Source organism: Pseudomonas sp. DR208 (assembly GCF_019823005.1).
GTDB lineage: Bacteria > Pseudomonadota > Gammaproteobacteria > Pseudomonadales > Pseudomonadaceae > Aquipseudomonas > Aquipseudomonas extremorientalis.
Window position 1 is genome coordinate 5,570,991 of the sequence record NZ_CP081944.1, and the last position, 18,019, is coordinate 5,589,009.

General features: G+C 57.6%; 14 protein-coding genes. 10 read left to right on the top strand and 4 right to left on the bottom strand.

The window, feature by feature from the left end:
* Nucleotides 1-47 precede the first annotated feature (47 nt).
* From K5K89_RS25155 to K5K89_RS25175, 5 genes are all read left to right on the top strand, one after another.
* Complete coding sequence (locus K5K89_RS25155; protein WP_222540450.1) at nucleotides 48-1,517, top strand: type I restriction-modification system subunit M; 1,470 nt, start codon at nucleotides 48-50, stop codon at nucleotides 1,515-1,517.
* Nucleotides 1,514-3,859, top strand: coding sequence for a restriction endonuclease subunit S (locus K5K89_RS25160; protein WP_222540451.1), 2,346 nt, complete (start codon nucleotides 1,514-1,516; stop codon nucleotides 3,857-3,859). The genes K5K89_RS25155 and K5K89_RS25160 overlap by 4 nt, the downstream gene beginning before the upstream one ends.
* Before the next feature lie 546 nt (nucleotides 3,860-4,405).
* A complete protein-coding gene (locus K5K89_RS25165; protein ID WP_222540452.1) occupies nucleotides 4,406-4,645 on the top strand; it encodes a DUF6124 family protein in 240 nt (79 codons plus the stop codon).
* Between the two features lie 124 nt (nucleotides 4,646-4,769).
* Nucleotides 4,770-5,795 carry a hypothetical protein gene (locus K5K89_RS25170; RefSeq protein ID WP_222540453.1) on the top strand — a complete coding sequence of 342 codons (1,026 nt, stop codon included), beginning with the start codon at nucleotides 4,770-4,772 and terminating at the stop codon, nucleotides 5,793-5,795.
* Between the two features lie 116 nt (nucleotides 5,796-5,911).
* A complete protein-coding gene (locus K5K89_RS25175) occupies nucleotides 5,912-7,345 on the top strand; it encodes an ArnT family glycosyltransferase (RefSeq protein WP_222540454.1) in 1,434 nt (477 codons plus the stop codon).
* Between the two features lie 15 nt (nucleotides 7,346-7,360).
* Here K5K89_RS25175 and K5K89_RS25180 read toward each other — a convergent pair whose 3' ends face one another.
* Nucleotides 7,361-7,849: a TIGR00645 family protein gene (locus K5K89_RS25180; RefSeq protein ID WP_071489973.1), complete on the bottom strand. Its 489-nt coding sequence runs from the start codon at nucleotides 7,847-7,849 to the stop codon at nucleotides 7,361-7,363.
* A 166-nt stretch (nucleotides 7,850-8,015) separates the two neighbouring features.
* Here K5K89_RS25180 and K5K89_RS25185 point away from each other — a divergent pair, with 166 nt between their 5' ends.
* Nucleotides 8,016-9,839 carry a hypothetical protein gene (locus tag K5K89_RS25185; protein WP_102592706.1) on the top strand — a complete coding sequence of 608 codons (1,824 nt, stop codon included), beginning with the start codon at nucleotides 8,016-8,018 and terminating at the stop codon, nucleotides 9,837-9,839.
* Nucleotides 9,840-9,842: 3 nt separating this feature from the next.
* On the opposite strand, the gene K5K89_RS25190 is transcribed toward K5K89_RS25185, so the two are convergent.
* Both K5K89_RS25190 and K5K89_RS25195 read right to left on the bottom strand, forming a co-directional pair.
* On the bottom strand, nucleotides 9,843-10,151 hold the full coding sequence (locus K5K89_RS25190; RefSeq protein WP_058427690.1) for a hypothetical protein: 309 nt from the start codon (nucleotides 10,149-10,151) through the stop codon (nucleotides 9,843-9,845).
* A 253-nt stretch (nucleotides 10,152-10,404) separates the two neighbouring features.
* Nucleotides 10,405-12,843: a Lon protease family protein gene (locus K5K89_RS25195; RefSeq protein ID WP_071489972.1), complete on the bottom strand. Its 2,439-nt coding sequence runs from the start codon at nucleotides 12,841-12,843 to the stop codon at nucleotides 10,405-10,407.
* Between the two features lie 267 nt (nucleotides 12,844-13,110).
* Between K5K89_RS25195 and K5K89_RS25200 the strand changes: the two genes are divergently transcribed.
* The 4 genes from K5K89_RS25200 to K5K89_RS25215 all read left to right on the top strand — a co-directional run bounded on the left by K5K89_RS25200 (nucleotide 13,111) and on the right by K5K89_RS25215 (nucleotide 17,306).
* Nucleotides 13,111-13,599 (top strand): DUF3015 domain-containing protein, encoded by a 489-nt coding sequence (locus K5K89_RS25200; protein ID WP_015885974.1) that lies wholly within the window; start codon nucleotides 13,111-13,113, stop codon nucleotides 13,597-13,599.
* 93 nt (nucleotides 13,600-13,692) lie between these two features.
* Nucleotides 13,693-15,546: a DUF4105 domain-containing protein gene (locus tag K5K89_RS25205; protein ID WP_092248316.1), complete on the top strand. Its 1,854-nt coding sequence runs from the start codon at nucleotides 13,693-13,695 to the stop codon at nucleotides 15,544-15,546.
* A gap of 158 nt (nucleotides 15,547-15,704) precedes the next feature.
* Entirely contained in the window at nucleotides 15,705-16,004 is a 300-nt protein-coding gene (locus tag K5K89_RS25210) for a chorismate mutase (protein WP_071489970.1), read from the top strand.
* A 216-nt stretch (nucleotides 16,005-16,220) separates the two neighbouring features.
* Nucleotides 16,221-17,306, top strand: a complete 1,086-nt coding sequence (locus K5K89_RS25215) for a type I restriction endonuclease (protein ID WP_071489969.1) — start codon at nucleotides 16,221-16,223, stop codon at nucleotides 17,304-17,306.
* 187 nt (nucleotides 17,307-17,493) lie between these two features.
* On the opposite strand, the gene K5K89_RS25220 is transcribed toward K5K89_RS25215, so the two are convergent.
* On the bottom strand, nucleotides 17,494-17,784 hold the full coding sequence (locus tag K5K89_RS25220) for a DUF3077 domain-containing protein (protein WP_071489968.1): 291 nt from the start codon (nucleotides 17,782-17,784) through the stop codon (nucleotides 17,494-17,496).
* Nucleotides 17,785-18,019: the final 235 nt, after the last annotated feature.

Genomic DNA, 18,019 nt, shown 5'->3' on the forward strand with positions numbered 1-18,019 from the left:
TCCGGTAGAATTTCGCCCCCCCTTGCGGTACGCGTTGAGAGAACTTCATGTCCATTAGCTCCACCATCAAGTCCATTCAGGACATCATGCGCAAAGACGTTGGCGTAGACGGCGACGCCCAGCGCATCGGCCAGTTGGTTTGGCTACTGTTCCTGAAAATCTTCGATGACCGCGAGCTGGAATGGGAGCTGATGGACGACAACTACCGCTCGCCCATTCCCGACAGTTGCCGCTGGCGTACCTGGGCCGCTGATCCGGAAGGCATGACCGGCGAGGCGCTGAAGGACTTTATCGACAATAACTTGTTCCCCCAGTTGCAGAACCTTCATGAGTACAGCAACACGCCGTCGGCCTTTGTGGTGCGCAGCGTGTTTGAAGACGCGTACAACTACATGAAGTCCGGGCAGTTGCTGCGCCAGGTGATCAACAAGATTCAGGAAGGCGTGGACTTCAACAAGGCCCAGGAGCGCCACGAGTTCGGCAACCTCTACGAGCAACTGCTGCGAGACCTGCAGAACGCGGGTAACGCCGGCGAGTTCTACACCCCGCGCCCAGTCACTGAATTTATGGTGCGCATGGTCGACCCGAAGCTGGACGAAAAGGTTATGGACCCAGCCTGTGGCACGGGCGGCTTCCTCACCTGCGCCATCGAACACAAGCGCAGCCGCTATGTAAAAACCGCCGAAGACGAACGCATCCTGCAAGCCAGCATCTTCGGCGTGGAGAAAAAGCCGCTGCCGCACCTGCTGGCAACCACCAATATGATCCTGCACGGCATCGAAGTGCCGAATCAGATTCGCCACGACAATACCCTGCGTAAACCGCTGATCAGCTGGGGCCCGAGCGAACGCGTGCACTGCATCGTCGCCAACCCGCCATTCGGCGGCATGGAAGAAGATGGCATCGAAACCAACTTCCCCGCCGCATTCCGCACCCGTGAAACCGCCGACCTGTTTTTGGTGCTGATCATTCAATTGCTCAAAGACAGTGGCCGCGCGGCCGTGGTACTGCCCGATGGTTTTCTATTTGGCGACGGCATCAAAAGCCGCATCAAAGAAAAACTGCTGACCGAGTGCAACTTGCACACCATCGTTCGCCTGCCCAACGGCGTGTTCAACCCCTACACCGGCATCAAGACCAACCTGCTGTTCTTTACCAAAGGCACACCAACCAAACAGGTGTGGTTCTACGAACACCAATACCCGGCCGGGGTAAAGAACTACTCCAAAACCCGGCCCATGCGTATCGAAGAGTTCGCCGTCGAGGAAGCCTGGTGGGGCAGCGAAGCCAACGGCTTTGCCGAACGAGTGGAGAACGAATTTGCCTGGAAGGTCAGCGTCGAAGACCTGCACGCGCGCAACTGGAACCTGGACTGCAAAAACCCGCATATCGGCGAACAAGTCAGTCACGACCCAGACGAATTGCTGCGTAAATACGCCCAGTTGCAAGACGAGATTATCGACCTGCGCGACCAGCTCAAGGCGGTGCTGGCCGAAGCTTTGGAGCGCCAGGTATGACGGCTTTGCTGACCGATAATTTGCCGCTGCTGGCAGATGCACCCAACGGCATAAAAAAGCTGCGCGAGCTGATTCTGGAGCTGGCAGTCCGTGGCAAGTTGGTACCGCAAGATCCGAGTGATGAACCAGCCTGTGAGCTGCTGAAGAGCATTGCGGCGGAACAAGCACGATTGATAATTGAGGAAGGTTTACGTACCAAGGCACAAAGCGAAGTTCCACAGAAAGATCAATATCTTCAAGTTAGCGCCGGCTGGGCATATTCTCGACTTGGAAATCTTGCTCGCTTTATTGATTACCGCGGCAGGACGCCCACCAAAACCAATTCAGGGATTCCACTCATTACTGCTAAAAATGTGCGAACAGGATTTATCAGCCGCGAGCCACAAGAATTCATAGGCAACAATGATTACTCGTCATGGATGACTAGAGGGTTTCCTAGGCTTGGAGACTTACTTTTTACAACTGAAGCACCAATGGGCAACATCGCGCTGGTTAACATTCCAGGAGAATTTGCATTAGCTCAGAGGGTAATTTGTTTTCAACTGCATGAGATAAGTATTGGTCCATTTCTGAAGCTCGTCATAATGTCCTCCACGTTCCAAAGGCAGCTTCTCGAAGTAGCAACAGGAATGACAGCGACTGGAGTAAAGTCTTCTCGATTAAAAGAGATGCCGGTCCCTCTTCCTCCGCTCGCCGAACAACATCGGATCGTCGCCAAAGTCGACGAACTGATGGCCCTGTGCGACCGCATGGAAGCACAGCAGGTCGACTCCGAAAGCGCCCATACCCAACTGGTGCAAGTGTTGCTCGACAGCCTGACCCAAGCCAGCGATGCCACCAACTTCGCCACCAACTGGCAGCGCCTAGCCGAACACTTCCACACCCTGTTCACCACTGAACCCAGCATCGAAACCCTCAGAAAAAATCTGTTGCAATTAGCTATGTTGGGCAAGCTAGTACAGCAAAATCCCAACGATGAGCCGGCTTTCGAAACGCTAAAGCGGGTCGAGGAAAATAATCAACTAGCCGGGAATTCCTGCAAATTAAAAAAACCCAAACAAACAACTGAAGCAACCTCAGAAATTGCCTCATTTGATCTGCCTAACGGCTGGACGATAGCACGCGTTGCTCAAGTTGGTGAAATCAAACTTGGGCGTCAACGATCCCCGAAGGATCACTTTGGCGAGCACATGACGCCCTATCTGCGCGTAGCCAACGTCAAAGAAAACGCGCTCGACTTGTCGGACGTTAAAGAGATGAACTTCACCCTCGCAGAGCAAGAAATCTTTCGGTTACAACCCGGGGACGTCCTTTTAAACGAAGGGCAGAGCAAAGAGTTGGTAGGCCGCCCAGCATTATTTAATGGAGAAATACCTGGAGCTTGTTTTCAAAATACATTACTGCGTTTCCGGGTATACGAATGCGTAATACCAATATATGCATTGCGGTATTTTCAATCGTGTATGCACAGTGGTCGTTTTCAACAGGCGGCGCAGCAGACCACAAATATTGCTCACTTAAGCGCATCGAGACTTGCAGCGATTGAATTCCCTTTACCCCCTCTTCCAGAACAACATCGTATCGTCGCCAAAGTCGACCAACTAATGGGCTTCTGTGACCAACTTAAAACCCGCCTAAACCAGGCGCGCCAGTTGAACGAACAGTTGGCCAACACCCTGGTCGAAAGTGCGCTTGTCGAAGATGCCCAGCAAGCTCTCGTTACCATGGATCGGCAAGTAGCCCGCACCCTGCTCGCCGCAGAAATCACTCATCAGTTGCATAGCCAACGCACCTTCGGCCAACGCAAACTGCAGAAGGTGATTTACTTGATCGAACACACAGCCAGGCTCGCCGCTATCCAAGGTAACTACATGCGCGACGCCGCTGACCCCCACGATCGCCAGCTGATGAATAAGGTCGAAGGCGAGCTGCAAAACCATCAGTGGTATGAACGCATTGAGCGCGAGACTGTTGGCCATGCTTACCGCCCGCTTTCCCAAGCAGGACAGCATCGGCAGGCGTATTGCAGCGCCTGGTCGGTCGCTGAGCGCGTCACCATTGAGCAGGTCATCGAGCTAATGCGGGACTGGGATACGGATCGTTGCGAAATGACTGTGACCCTCTATGCCGCCTGGAACGACTTTATTCTCGAAGGCCGCCCGGTTTCCGATGAAGCCATCGTGGGCGAAGTCATGCATAGCTGGAACGACACCAAGCTGCGCTTTAGTAAAACCGAATGGTTGGCGGTACTCGCAGAGATGAAGACGCACAAAATCCTGCTACCCTCAGGCTTTGGTAAACGCACCACAGGCGGCATGCTCAGCTTGCCCGGTTTCCAGTAAACAGAAGCCTTTTAGCCGTGCTCTGCAAGATGTAGATACGAAGCATATTGCTGAATCCAACTTCTCGCGGTATTCCAGTTGGTATTCCAAAGAAATTTACAAACTCATATTAATCAATTAAATCAAACACCTAAAAAATCAGTTCAAATTACCCCGGCCCACCAATTCGAAGCATCAACAGAACCCGCCCAGTGCGGGTTCTGTTGTCTCTAGGGTTTGAAAAGCCCAACAGGACGGACCTTCAGAATTTTCCTTCAAGCCATCGCGCCCTTGATGAACTGGCGCACCCCCCGCCACAACGCTAACTTCCCCCAGTCGCTGCTCATCAGCGACCGGCTTTGACAGGCCGAAAAGTGTAACCTTTCACACCCCTTGATAAGACGGCATGCTTGACGCATTCCGTTTCGTTCATGGCGGCTGTGCGTGGGGCATCTTCGGGTGCGCCGGGTTCCTACACTTCCGGTCTGTCAACCCGCGTACAGCTGCCACCTATTCCTGTTTGACAGCAGGAGGCGGTAGCTCCTTAAACAGTGTGGGAGCTTCATCATGAAAAAGATCACCCTCAATCCCCCCTCCACAACCCTCTTCACTCTCGCCCCAGACATCTCCCCCGAAACCCTGCTGATCCAAGCCAGCGAAACCCTCGCCTCTCTCAACGCCATGACCACCGACCTGGCTTTCGAACTCGAAGGCGTCCACCGTCACAAGCTGCTGGCCACCCAGCAACTGATCGTGCTGGGCGAGTTGTTGGTTGAGCGCGTGCTGGTTCTCACTCAAGGCACATAAACATTCCAGTAACCAAAAGGCCGAGACGCGTTCAGCGACTCGGCCTTTTGTTGCGCGTCTGGAATCCCGCCACACTTGCGATTACCCTGCTCTCCTCTATCAGACATCTGGAAGTCCGATACCCGTGTTCAAGCCGCTCGCCGTTCTCATCCTTGCCTGCGCTCCTCTGCTTGCCACCGCCGCCGACCTGGCCGGTGTCTGGACAGGCACCTTGGGTAAATCCGCAATCACCGTGTGTTTCAACGGTGCCCACGGCGCCAATGGCAGTTATTACTATCAAAGGATTCTCACGCCCATTCAGCTCACTCAGGTCAACGCCAGTGAGCCATGGGTTGAAGAAGGGCAAACCGGGTTCTGGCAGTTGGATGATCCCCAAGGCGACACGTTGACGGGTACCTGGAGCAAATCCCTTGAGGGTAAAAGCCTGGCGTTGGTGCTGAAACGCAGGGACACGGACGGTTGCGCCAGCGATGCCTATAACAATGCGCTTGAAGCCGTGCCACCCGCGGTAAAGGTCGAACGGAAAACCTTCGCCGAACACGCCTATCAAGTGAAGACCCAAGGAGGCCAGGTCATCCTGAAACTTGAAGGCGACGGTGCGGCCATCGACAAGATCAACCGCGAGCTCGCGCGCATGGCCATCAACCCGGACGGCCAGGCCGATTTCTACAGGGAGCGGCGCAACTCACTGGACCAGAGCGGCGGCACCGCCACCAGTGAGATCGCGGTGGAGCCGTTCTACTGGTCATCGCACTGGATCACCGTGCGGTTCTATCGCTGGTCGGCGGGCTACGGGCGCGGGGGCATCAGTTGGGGCCTGCACAGTTGGAATCTGCAAACCGGTGAAAAGGTCGACCCCTGGACGTGGTTGGGCGGCCATGAGCAATGGGACACGCCCTACTCGGGCCAGGTCAAGTTGCCGGCCGCTTTCAGCAGCTGGCTGGCCAGGCAGACCACCACGGACGAAGGGTGCCCAGCCGTGACCAGTTATTCCTCGTTCGACTTGAGCTTCAACACCCAGGGCCTGCAACTGTCGACGCCCGCCCAGGGTGATGGCTGTGATAACGAACTGAGTTTTACCTGGGAGCAACTGGAGCCGGTGCTGAGCCCGGAAGGTAGAGCCGCACTGCCCAGCCTGATGGCGCCGTGACCGGCCTTACAAAAAACCCACATTCGTTCACGAAATATTCAGAAACGCCGACGGATACTAGCCCATTGCAATGACCGTTCCCCCGGACGGTCCTCCTGCCCTGGTAGCCACACTCCATGACGCGTCCCGCTCCCCTGCTGTTCCTGCTTGCTGGTCTGTTGTTCTTCTTTGCCCTGGGTAACCACGAGCTGCAAGGCTCCACCGAAGCCCGCGTGGCCGGGATCGCCATGGCCATGCACCTGGACAATAACTGGGTGGTGCCCCAGTTGTTTCGTGAACCGTTCCTGGAAAAACCACCCTTGAGCCTGTGGATCGATGCCGGGGCGATTCGCCTGTTTGGCGGCACCACTTGGGCGGTGCGCCTGGCTTCGGCGTTTGCTGGGTTGTTCAGCGTAATGCTGCTTTACACAATGCTGCGCAAGTTCGGTCGGCCGCAGACGCTGGCCTTCAGCGCCGCGCTGATCCTGGCGACCATGGCCAGTTACTGGAGCAATGCGCGCGGTGTGGGTGAGGATTCGCTGCTCACCCTCGGCGTGACCGCCGCACTGCTGGGGTTTTACCAGGCCGTGCGGCCCGATCGTGAAGGGTCAAGCACAGGCGCATGGACACTGTTTACCGCAGGGATGGTGATTGCCACCCTCAGCAAAGGCGTGCTGGGCCTGGCGATGCCGGGCATTGTGATTTTTGTATATCTGGTCAGCACCAGCCTCATGGACAAGCGCCTGCGCCTTGGCGACTGGCTCAAGCCCGCGCTGTTCACCTTGCTGGCGCTGGTGCCATTGGTGATCTGGCTGGGCTTCCTGTTCCAGCGTGGCGGCATGCAAGCGGTGGCCGAAGTGCTGCTGACCAACAGCGTCGGCCGTTTCAGCGGTTCGTTTGTCGAGGCAGGCCATTACGAGCCGTTCTACTACTACATCGCCAAGCTGCCCGAGGCGTTCCTGCCGTGGAATATCCTGGTGTACCTGGGCCTGTGGCATTTCCGCAAAAGCCTGGTGCGCAACCGCTACCACCTGTTCTTCAGCGTCTGGCTGGTGGCGCAGTTCACCCTGTTGACCCTGGCCTCGAGCAAACGCACGGTGTACCTGATGGCACTGGCCCCGGCCGCCGCCGTACTGGCCGCGGAATATGCACGGGTGCTGCTGGCGTGGCTGAAAACCCGCAAACCTGCGCTCTACACACATCACAGAACCCTCGTGGGCGGCGTGTTCACCCTGGCCGTGGGCTGCTATCTGATTGCAGCGTTCTGGTTTGCGCCCAAGGCCGATGTGCGCCAGTCGTTCGTCCCGGTGATCAGCCAGGTTCAGGCGTTTAAAGATGAAAGCAGGGAGGTGGTGCTGTTCCAGCCCAACGAGCGCATCGCCGGGGCCAGCGTGTTCTATCTGCAGGCCTACTTGCCGATCCTGAAGACCGAGGCCGAGCTGCACAACTACCTCGGCGCCAAGCCCGGCAACATTGCGTTGCTGGACCATACCAACGACCTGGCCACCCCGGTGAAGGTGATCAAGCAGATGTCGATCAACCGCCAGCCTTACTACTTCGTGGAGCAGTAAGGCCGGCGCGGGGCATCAGTGTTTGGTGACCTTGTCCAGGTAACCCATGGCAAACGCCGAGACCACGAAGGTCATGTGGATGATCACGTACCACATCAGGTGCTGCGGATCGACGTTCTTGGCGTCCATGAAGATGCGCAGCAAGTGGATGGACGAAATCGCCACGATGGACGCTGCCACTTTCATCTTCAGCGACGAAGAGTCCATGGTGCCCAGCCAGTTGAGTTTCTCTTTGTTTTCATCGATATCCAGCTGCGAGACGAAGTTCTCGTAGCCGGAAATCATCACCATCACCAGCAAGCCGCCGACCAGGGCCATGTCGATCAACGACAGCAGCAGCAGGATCACATCAGCTTCCAGCATGGAAAACACATTGGGCAGGACGTGGATGATTTCCTGGAAGAACTTCAGCGCCAGGATCAGCAGGCCCAGGGAAAGCCCCAGATAGATAGGCGCCAGCAGCCAGCGTGAGGCGTACATAGTATTTTCGATAAAGCGTTCCATTGGATCTCACACAGCTTGGCTAGAAATGGCGGCGAGTATACCAGCCGCTACAAGACAGCTGTAACCACGAGAAAACTGACCTGTGCGGCATCTGTAAGAGAATTTTTCTGCTAGTGTCGAGCCCAATAACAACTCGGCTCGATGACGTCGGACAGGAAAAACTCAGATGATGGATGTGCGATCCCCTTTGGCCAGTATCGGCCTGTGCGCGGCATTGCTGCTGGCTGGCGGCTGCTCCCCCAGTGACGAGCAGAAGCAGACCACCCTCGAAGAGAAAACCGCAAAGTTCGAACACTCCCTGGACAGCATCCAGGACCCCAAGCTGCGTGACGCCGTCGCCGACCTGGGCGGTTCGCTGCTGTTACTGGAGCGGGCGCGGGTCAAACTCGCCAGCAAGCCCATCGAAGCCGAGTACGGCGAGGACTCCCTGGCCCTGCTCAAGCACTACCCCACGCCCCAGGCGTTGGTGGACACCTACATCAATGGCCTGTTCGTGCTGCGCAAGAGCTCCCATTCCGACTACCTGACCGACTTGCAGCCGGTGTTCCCGTTCAACTTCAACATGCCTGACCAGTTCCCCTTCCCCCACGGCCTGGAATGGCAGTCGGTGACCCTGAGCAACAACAAGGTCATCCCCTTCCAGCCGGAATGGTCGGAAACCGATCCGGGCATCCAGTTGAGCCCCAGCAGCTCCAACCTGACCAACCCCGACGACCTGACGGTGACCTACCCGTTCATCGACGGCATCGAGACGGAAAACAAGAGCCAGCCACAGCCCGTCAGCCTCAAGGGTACGGTGGAAGTGGTCGCGCCGGGCAAGGTGTTGACCTTTGATCTGTCGAAAAAAGACGTAGGCCGCAAGCGCACCGAGGGCAACATCACCCTCAACCTGTTGCTCCTGGAAAAAAACTACGCCGAGATCGAGCTGACCAACAGCCAACCGCTGGCGCCTGAAGTCGGTGACGAATCGCCCAACCCGCTGCTGGTGCAGGCGCGGGACAGCACCGGGCAGTTCCTCACCCGGTCGGGCTCGATCAACGAAAGCAGCGCCCAGGTGGCGTTCTACGAAAAACAACTGGCCGAGATGCAAAAGCAGAAAGCCTGGTCGGAGGCGTTCGAAAAACAGCTCACCGAGGAACAAAAAGCTTTCGAACACAAACAGAGCAGCCATTACGCCAAGGTGTATTTCAATGGCGTGATCGACAACCTGCAGGTCAACGTACTGGATTTTTCCACCGCCACGCGCACGCGCAAAGACCTCGACCTGCCCGTGATGCGCTTCGACAAGAACAGCCTGCAGAACACCGTCCAGGCCCTGCCGATGCCGGTCACCGTGTATGACGACGGCGCCGCCAGCTGGCTCAAAGACGCGGGCATGACCGAGGATCAGCTGAAAAACAGCGTCACCATCAGCCAGTCGGTTGAAGACGCCAGCGCTGCGCACATCGTGTTCGACCACCCGTTCACCTTCAATGACGACCTGGTGGGCAGCGAGCGCAACAGCAGCGAATCACCGGTGACCTTCTTCACCGCCGACGAAAAAGGCGAACGCGGCGAGCCGATCGAACTGCCGGCCGAGGCGTTTGAACTGAACCCGGCACGCGGCACCCTCACCTACGACCTGAACCTGTTCCCGGAAAACCCGGCGTATGTGGTGGGCTCGATTCCGCTGTTCCTGGCGACCATCGACAAAGCCGAGATCGACGTGGCCAAGCTGCCCAAGGGGCTGTCGCTCAAAGACAACGCGCTGATCGTCGACCAGAAGGCCTTCCCCGCCGACAGCTGGCGGTTCTACGCCAAGGACGCCAGCGGCAACTACCTCAAGGAAATCCTCGGCGTCAGCCACCGCGCCGAGGAGTACGGCACGGCACTGTTTGACGTGCATTACTTTTACGGCCGGCCGACCACCCTGGAAAGCTACCAGCGCACCGACCTGAGCACCGTGCAATATGGCTTCGAGGTCAAGTTGGACAAACCCGAGAGCAAATAGCGGTCAGTGCTGGGTGTCACCATTGAGCTGTCGCAGATGGGCCTGCATGTGCAGGCACCAGATCTGCGGGTCACCCGCCTTCTCGTAGCCGTGCTGGGTCAGGCTGTCGACGATGGACTCCAGCATGTTTTCCGCGACGAAGGGCCCGGGGAACGGGCCTTGAGACTTGATGGTGGACGGCTGTTCACCGGTCATTCCGGCGGCAAACAACAAGGTCCACATCCCGTTATCCCCCGCAAGAGGGCGAATGGAACATTCGATTCGGGTGACCAGGCCAAAGCACTGGCGGGTAAGGCAAAGGTTGCGCGGCATGGCGGCGACCCTCGGTAGATCGGTGTTCAACCTGCGCCTGGGCGCGAGGCTGTTTCTATCCCGCGACTCCTGTGGATATCCCTTGAGCACAGAATAGAAGAAAACCACGACAAACCAAGGTTGTAGGGACCAACGGGCGTTGGTCTTACAGTCGCGCCAAATTCATGACGGTTTTACCCGTCATGTGGTGATGGGATTGTTGTGGCTATGGTGCTAGTTGTGGCGAGCCCGCTCGCCACAATTCACGTCGCCATCAGATGGGCTTGGCTTCCGCCAACGCTTCCTGCGCCAACTCCTTTTCCGCTTCCTTCAGGTCATCCTCGCTGATCATCTCGGCAATCGCGCGCAACCGCTCTACCACACGCGCATTCACCGTGCCTTCCGGAAACTGCCCTTCGGCATCCGGCTCACCGGCATCCTCGCCCACCAACAGGCTCAACGCCTCGTCCGCCTGGCGCACCGCATAGATATGGAACTGCCCGGCACGCACGGCCTGCAGCACCTTCTCATCCAGCATCAGCGTAGCGACGTTGGCCTGGGGAATGATCGCGCCCTGTTCACCGGTCAGGCCACGCGCTTCGCAGAGGCGGAAGAACCCTTCGATCTTCTCGTTGACCCCGCCCACCGCCTGCACTTCACCAAACTGGTTGATGGAGCCGGTGATGGCGAAGCACTGCTTGAGCGGGGTTTTCGACAAGGCCGAGATCAAGGTGCACGCTTCGCCCAGGGAGGCACTGTCGCCGTCCACATAACCGTAGGACTGCTCCAGCGCGATACTCGCCGAGATCGCCAGCGGGAATTCCTGGGCATAACGGCTGCCCAGGTAACCGGTGAGGATCATCACGCCCTTGGAGTGGATCGGCTGGCCGAGGTTGACCTCACGCTCGATGTCGACAATACCGCTGCCGCCCGGGTACACCGTGGCGGAAATCCGCGCCGGCACACCGAATGCCGAATCGCCCACCTCCAGCACCGTCAGCCCGTTGCACTTGCCCACCGCCGCACCGGCGGTGTCGATCAGGATCACCCCGGCGAGCATGTCGTCGAGAATCCGCGCCGACACCCGCCCGGTACGCGTGGCCTTGGCCTTGAGTGCGCGTTCGATATGCCCGGCATCGGTCATCTCGTCGCCTGCCAGATGGCGAATGAAATCCGCCTCGCTGACCAGCTGGAACAAATCTCCGATACGCGCCGACAAGCGCCCCTGGTGCTCCGCCAGCCGGGCACTGTAGGTGGCTAACCGCGCCACGGCGTCCGAGGTCAGCGGTGCCATGCCTTCTTCCGACGTGCGGGTTTTCAGCAATTGGGCGAACTGCTCCAGGCTTTCGTCGACCATCGGGATGTCTTCGTCGAAGTCCACCAGTACGCGGAACATCTCCTGGAAGTCCGGATCGGCGTCCTGCAACGCGTAGTACAACTGGCGCGAACCAATGATGATCACCTTGACCTGCAACGGGATCATCTGCGGGTTGAGGGTCACGGTGGCCAGGCGGCCCAGTTCGCCCAGCGGCGATTCCATCTTCAGCTTGCGCGATTGCAGGGAGCGCTTGAGGGCGTCCCACACGAACGGCTCGCCGAGCATTTTTTCGGCTTCGAGAATCAGGAAGCCGCCGTTGGCACGGTGCAAGGCGCCCGGGCGCAGCTGGCGATAGGTGGTGTAGAGCGCGCCCTGGTCGGTGCTGTACTCGATGCGGCCGAACAGGTTGTCGTAGGTCGGGTGCGGCTCAAACACCACCGGCGCGCCACCGTTGACCGGATGGCCCACCACCAGGCTTGGGCAGTACTGCTCTTCAAGCAGCTTGCGCGCCTGGGCGTCGGTCTTGGCATCGTCCACCAATTGCTCGACCACGGTCTTGAGCAAGTACACCTGCATGGCTTGCAGGTAGCCGCAGACGCCTGCGTTTTCTGCGTACTTTTCCGACAATGGCGCAAGCAGAGGCTGCAGGGCCAGGGTGATGGTTTCTTCGTTGAACTGGCGCAGTTGGTTGTTCGACTCACGCTTCCACTGCGGCAGGCTCGCCAGTTCTTCGTTGAGGCGCTCTTCCAGCTCGGAAATATCCGTGTGGAAGCGCTCGCGATCAGCTTCCGGCAGCTGCGAGAACTCGGCCTCGTCCAGCGCCTTGCCGTCGAGCATCGGCGTGAAGGCAATGTTGGAGCTGTCGCGGTACAGCGCCACGTCCTTTTCCAGGGCCAGGCGTTCGATCACGTCCAGGGCCTTGTCGTAGCGCTGGTTGAAGGCGCGGTCGATCGCGCTCTTGCGCTGTTGATAAGTCGGGTGCTCGAAGACTGCCGGGAAGGTGGCGACAAGGTTGTCGACCAGACCGTTGATGTCGTTGATGAACGCCGCCGCACCGCCGCCCGGTAATTCAAGGGCACGCGGCTCGCGAGGCTCATCGAAATTATTTACATAGACCCAGTCCGACGGGGTCTGCAGGCGCTTGCCTTCGGCCTTCAGGTAGCGTTTGACGAACGAAAAGCGACCGGTCCCGGGCTCGCCCATGACAAACACGTTGTAACCGGGGCGTGGCATGGCCACACCGAACTGCAACGCTTCAACCGCACGTTCCTGGCCAAGCACACCGCGAAAGGGCTCCAAATCATTGGTGGTCGAGAAGCTGAACTGTTCAGCGGAGAAAGGGCGAGTCAGCGCTTCGGGCGCTAGACGCAAGCTGGCAGCAACAGGATCAGGCATCGGGCTTCCTTACATCAGGCGGGGCAGATGACGGCATTCTGGCTCCCGGTTACGCGCTCTGGCAAGGCGCGCCTGTGGGAAAGCATAGACACGGGACGCGCCCTGCAAAAATATCGCGTCATCATCGAATGTTTTAGAAAAATGCACGGAACCCTTGGAACATGCCTAAACTCCAAACTGCGCGGGTTGGACTAATAACTGGCCCCTAGGGCGCCGCGATGCGCCTGAACCCTTGTCCATTGGTTTGCACACAAAGAGAACAAAGCTATGAAACGGATCCTTCTCGGTACTCTCTTCACCGTCGTCTCCCTCAATGCAATGGCAGAAGCACCAGGTGGCCCGAACTGCGGTTGGGGCAACATGTTGTTCGAAGGCCAGCGCGGCACTCCAGCTCACTTCCTGGCTTCCACCACCAACGGTACTTCGGGTAACGCCACGTTCGGCATGACCTCGGGCACCAACGGTTGCAGCACCAACAGCGCCCTGACTTACGGCGGCAAATCGTGGATCGCCATGAATGGCATGATGAACGAGCTGTCCGAAGACATGGCCAAGGGTAATGGCGAAGCGCTGACCACCTACGCCGTGGTACTGGGCGTGGCCCCGGAAGATCGCGAACACTTCGCGGCCGTGACCCACGAGCACTTCCAGCAGATCTTCAGCAAGGCTGACGTGACCGCTGACGACGTGCACAACAACACCATTGCTGTACTGAAAAGCGATGCCCGTCTGGCGAAATACGCTACCCAGGCTTAAGCTCGTCCAGCCCGCGCCTGCTTAAGGCGCGGGTTTTATTTTTGGGCCCGCCTCCCCTTTGGGTCTCTCTTATTTCCGACTTAAGTTGCCCCTATGCTCAAACGCTTTGCCTGGACGGCACTCTTCGCCTGCGCCCCGCTGTACGCGGCACCGCATCTTGATGATCAACGTTTGCAGCAATTGGCCAACGATCCGTTCTGGCTGTCCCTCGGCCATTATGAAGCCGGCAAAATCAGTGGCTGGCGCAGTTATGTCAGCGACAAGAAATTCTTCCTCGCAGCCGATGGCGCCCACCACCCGGACGCCGAACTCAAGGCCACCGTTGACGCGCTATACGCGCCGGCCAGCCTGGGTGAAAAACACGCCCAATGCGTTTACCCCGCACGTACCCGCTGGCTCAAGGCTCAGTTGCACCTCACTGACCTGCCCGCCGTGGACTGCACGGAATTCAAGCAATGGTTCAAGGACGTCGCCCCTCACAGTGCGGTGATGATCTTCCCGGCGGCCTACCTCAACAGCCCGTCGTCGATGTTCGGCCACACCCTGCTGCGCATCGACCAGGCCGACGTGCAAAGCAACAACACCGCCCTGCTCAGCTACGCGATCAACTTCGGTGCCTATATCGAAGGCTCCGACAACAGCATCCTCTATGCCTGGAAAGGCCTGATGGGTGGTTATCCCGGCCTGTTCGCCCTGGTGCCCTACCAGGAAAAACTCTCCGAATACCGTAGCCTTGAGAACCGCGACCTGTGGGAATACCGCCTCAACCTCACCCAGGTGGAGACCGAGCGCATGGTCGAGCACGTGTGGGAGCTCAAGCAGATCCAGTTCGATTACTTCTTTTTCGACGAAAACTGCTCCTATCGCCTGCTCGAACTGCTGCAAGTGGCCCGCCCCGGCCTGCGCCTGACCGAACAGTTTCCACTGACCGCCATCCCGACCGACACGGTCAAGGCCGTGAAAGATGCGGGCCTGGTGGAAAGGATCGACTACCGCCCGTCCCGCGAACGCGAGCTGTTGGAGCGCGCCAAGCCGCTGGACAGCGACGAACAGCAATGGGTGTTGAAGGTCAGCGATGACCAGCAGCAATTGCAGGAGCCGGCCTTCAAAGCCCTGCCCCGCGACCGCCAGGCCCTGATCATCGACGCCGCCTACCGCCTCGGCCGCTACCGCGCCAACGGCCTGGAACGCGACACCGTCCGCTCCCAACGCAGCTTCGAACTGCTGCGCGCGATCAACCAGAACCCGGCGCCCGACCTCAAAATCACACCGCCCGGCCTGCCGGAAAACGGCCACGAATCGCGCACCTGGCAAGCCGGCATCGGCACCCGGGGCGACAAGGCCTTCGGCGAATACGGCCTGCGCATGGCCTACCACGACCTCAACGACAACGCCGAAGGTTTCCCCCTCGGCGCACAGATCGAAATCCTGCAAATGAAACTGCGCCAGTACGAAGGCAACCACTGGCAGCTGCAGCAACTGGACCTGGCCACCATCCGCTCCCTGACCCCACGCAACGCCCTGTTGCAGCCGTGGTCCTGGCAAGTCACTGGCGGCCTTGAACGCGTGCCCGGCAAACACGACGACGAAACCCTGGTTGCCCACGTCAACGGCGGCGCCGGCGGCACCTGGCAGTTGAGTGACGACATGCTCGGCTTCGCCCTCGGCACCGTGCGCGTGGAGCACAACAACGACTTCAGCGAAGCCATCTCCCCTGCGGCCGGGTTCAACACCGGCGTGCTGTGGAAGAACCCGCTGGGCAACCTGAGCCTGGAAGCCAAGGGTGACTTCTTCACCAATGGCGAAGTGCGCCGCAGTATCAGCCTGAATCAACAGTGGGAATTGTCGCGCAACCTGGGGCTACGCCTGAGTGCACAGCGCGAGTACAGCCACTTGTCGACGCCGGTGAATGAAGTGATGCTTGAAGTGAAGTGGTATCACTACTGACTAAAGCCTGGCCGAGATCAGCCTGTGGGAGGGGGCTTGCCCCCGATAGCAGTGCATCAGTCACATATCCATCGCCTGACACGCCGCCATCGGAGGCAAGCCTCCTCCCACATTGGGTCAGCGTCTATTCAGTTTCTTCTAAAAGGAGCCCCACCAACATGGCCGTTAACTGCACCAGCCTCGAAGAAGTCCGCACCCACATCGACCGCCTCGACCAGCAGATCGTCACCCTGCTGGCCGAGCGTGGCGGCTACGTCTCCCAGGCCGCGCGCTTCAAGAAAGACACGGACAGCGTCAAGGCCCCACAACGGGTTGAACAGGTAATCGCCAAGGTGCGGGAGATATCCCAGGCAGTGGGTGCCAATCCCGAGGTCACGGAACAGGTGTATCGCGCGATGATTGCGGCGTTTATCCAGCAGGAATTGGCGGAGCATGCTGCGTTCACGGAAACTCGCTAAGAATTACCCAAATTATTCGCCTACACAGCAAACTCACAAGCCATCCTCAAGCCCCTGATTACTAAGAAGGAAATCTTGCGGTTTTTTTAGCTTTTTTGAGTCATCGAAAACTTGCTCCGACGAAGCCTCGCTTTATGGGGATTTGTGTCTAATCTCGGGTAGCAATCAAATTGCCACCACGTCTATACACGGATCTGAATAGGTAAGAGTCTTACTATGGAATTTTTCGAAAAGCTCACCAGTCTGGCCGCTAAGGTTCGGTTGCAAGGCCCGGCCATTCAAACAGAAGAAGCGACCAAAAATGCTTTTGTAATGCCGTTTATCAACACGGTACTGGGTTATGACGTGTTTGATCCGCAGGAGGTGACGCCTGAGTTTGTCTGCGATGTCGGGACGAAGAAAGGTGAAAAAATCGACTACGCCATCATGAAAGACGGTGAAGTTCAGATACTCATTGAATGCAAAAAGATCGGCGAGTCACTGAGCATCAATCATGCCTCGCAACTGTTTCGGTATTTTCATGTCACCAGCGCAAGAATCTCAATTCTCACCAACGGCCAGGTCTATCGGTTTTTTACTGACTTGGACGCACCGAATAAAATGGACGAAAAGCCATTTCTTGAGCTAGACCTGCTGGACATTGATGAATACTCCGTACCGGAGTTGATAAAGCTGACCAAGTCAGCCTTCGACGTCGATTCAATCATCAGCGCTGCGGGAGAGCTGAAATATGTCAGCCAGCTCAAGAAGCTGATTGGCGCTCAAGTCAGTAAACCGGAAGACGACTTCGTTAAATTCTTTGCCTCCCGCGTTTACGAGGGAGTCATCACTCAGAGAGTCCGTGAGCAGTTTTTCGAACTGACACGTAAAGCCTTGGCTCAGTTTCTGAATGACCAGATCAATGATCGACTCAAGTCGGCCATGAGCGGGGTAATTCAACCGACGATAGCTTCATTGACCGTCACGAACAGCGCAAATACGGATCTTCAGGAACGAGACGAATCGGAAGACAAGATCCTGACGACGCTTGAAGAACTGGAGGGCTATCACATCGTCCGCGCTGTCGTACGCTCCGTTGTAGATGCCAAACGAATCGTTCAACGCGATACCCAAAGCTATTTTGGGATATTACTGGACGACAACAATCGCAAGCCTATCTGCCGTCTTCACTTCAATCGCAGCCAAAAATACCTCGGGATATTCGACGAGGAAAAAAATGAAACCCGGCACGCCATTTCATCCATTGATGAGATTTACGAATACGCGGATCAACTGAAAAAAACAGTGGGTTATTACGACTGAAGGCCGCACCGGAATATTTTCAGCCGTCGATAACCCCGTGGCGAGCGGGCTTGCCCCGCGTTGGGCTGCGCAGCAGCCCCATAACAATCAATTGAGGAGTGCCAGACACACCGCGCTACTCTTTATTGGGGCTGCTGCGCAGCCCAACGCGGAGCAAGCCCGCTCACCACAGAAGCAATTTCACCTCTTAAGTTGCAGATGTCATCGCCTGGGTCAGGTCATCCACTACGGCTTTGCCCATCTCACACAGATAGTGCGCCGCCCAGGCGTATTGCTCGCCACGTACATCCATCGCGGCTTCCATGGCGAGTTTCTTGGAATAAAAAAGCAAAGTGGAGGCGTGTTCCAAGGCTTCCTCAATCGGCATGCCGGAATTGACACGAAACAGCAGTTTTTCGTTTTCGCCGTAGTCGCCGAAAGTGACGACACCGAGTGTGGTGATTGCGGACAAGGGTGGATCAGGGACGACTTTGCTCATGATGATTGCTCTCTTGTGAAGTCGAGCCACCAGATCACATCGCTAAACATGAAGAGGGTGGCAGCTGTGTGCAGGTTAGCGATCCGGGTCTGAGAGCACCCCGGGTAGACTCAAAAGTCTCCCGCACACAGCCGCCATAAAACGCTAAAAGCTAACAGATGCCAGCTAATACTGTTGGGAGCGGTGCCACTCTTGAGGCTCGGATCGCTAAACCCGGTCGCTGATATGCAGCGAC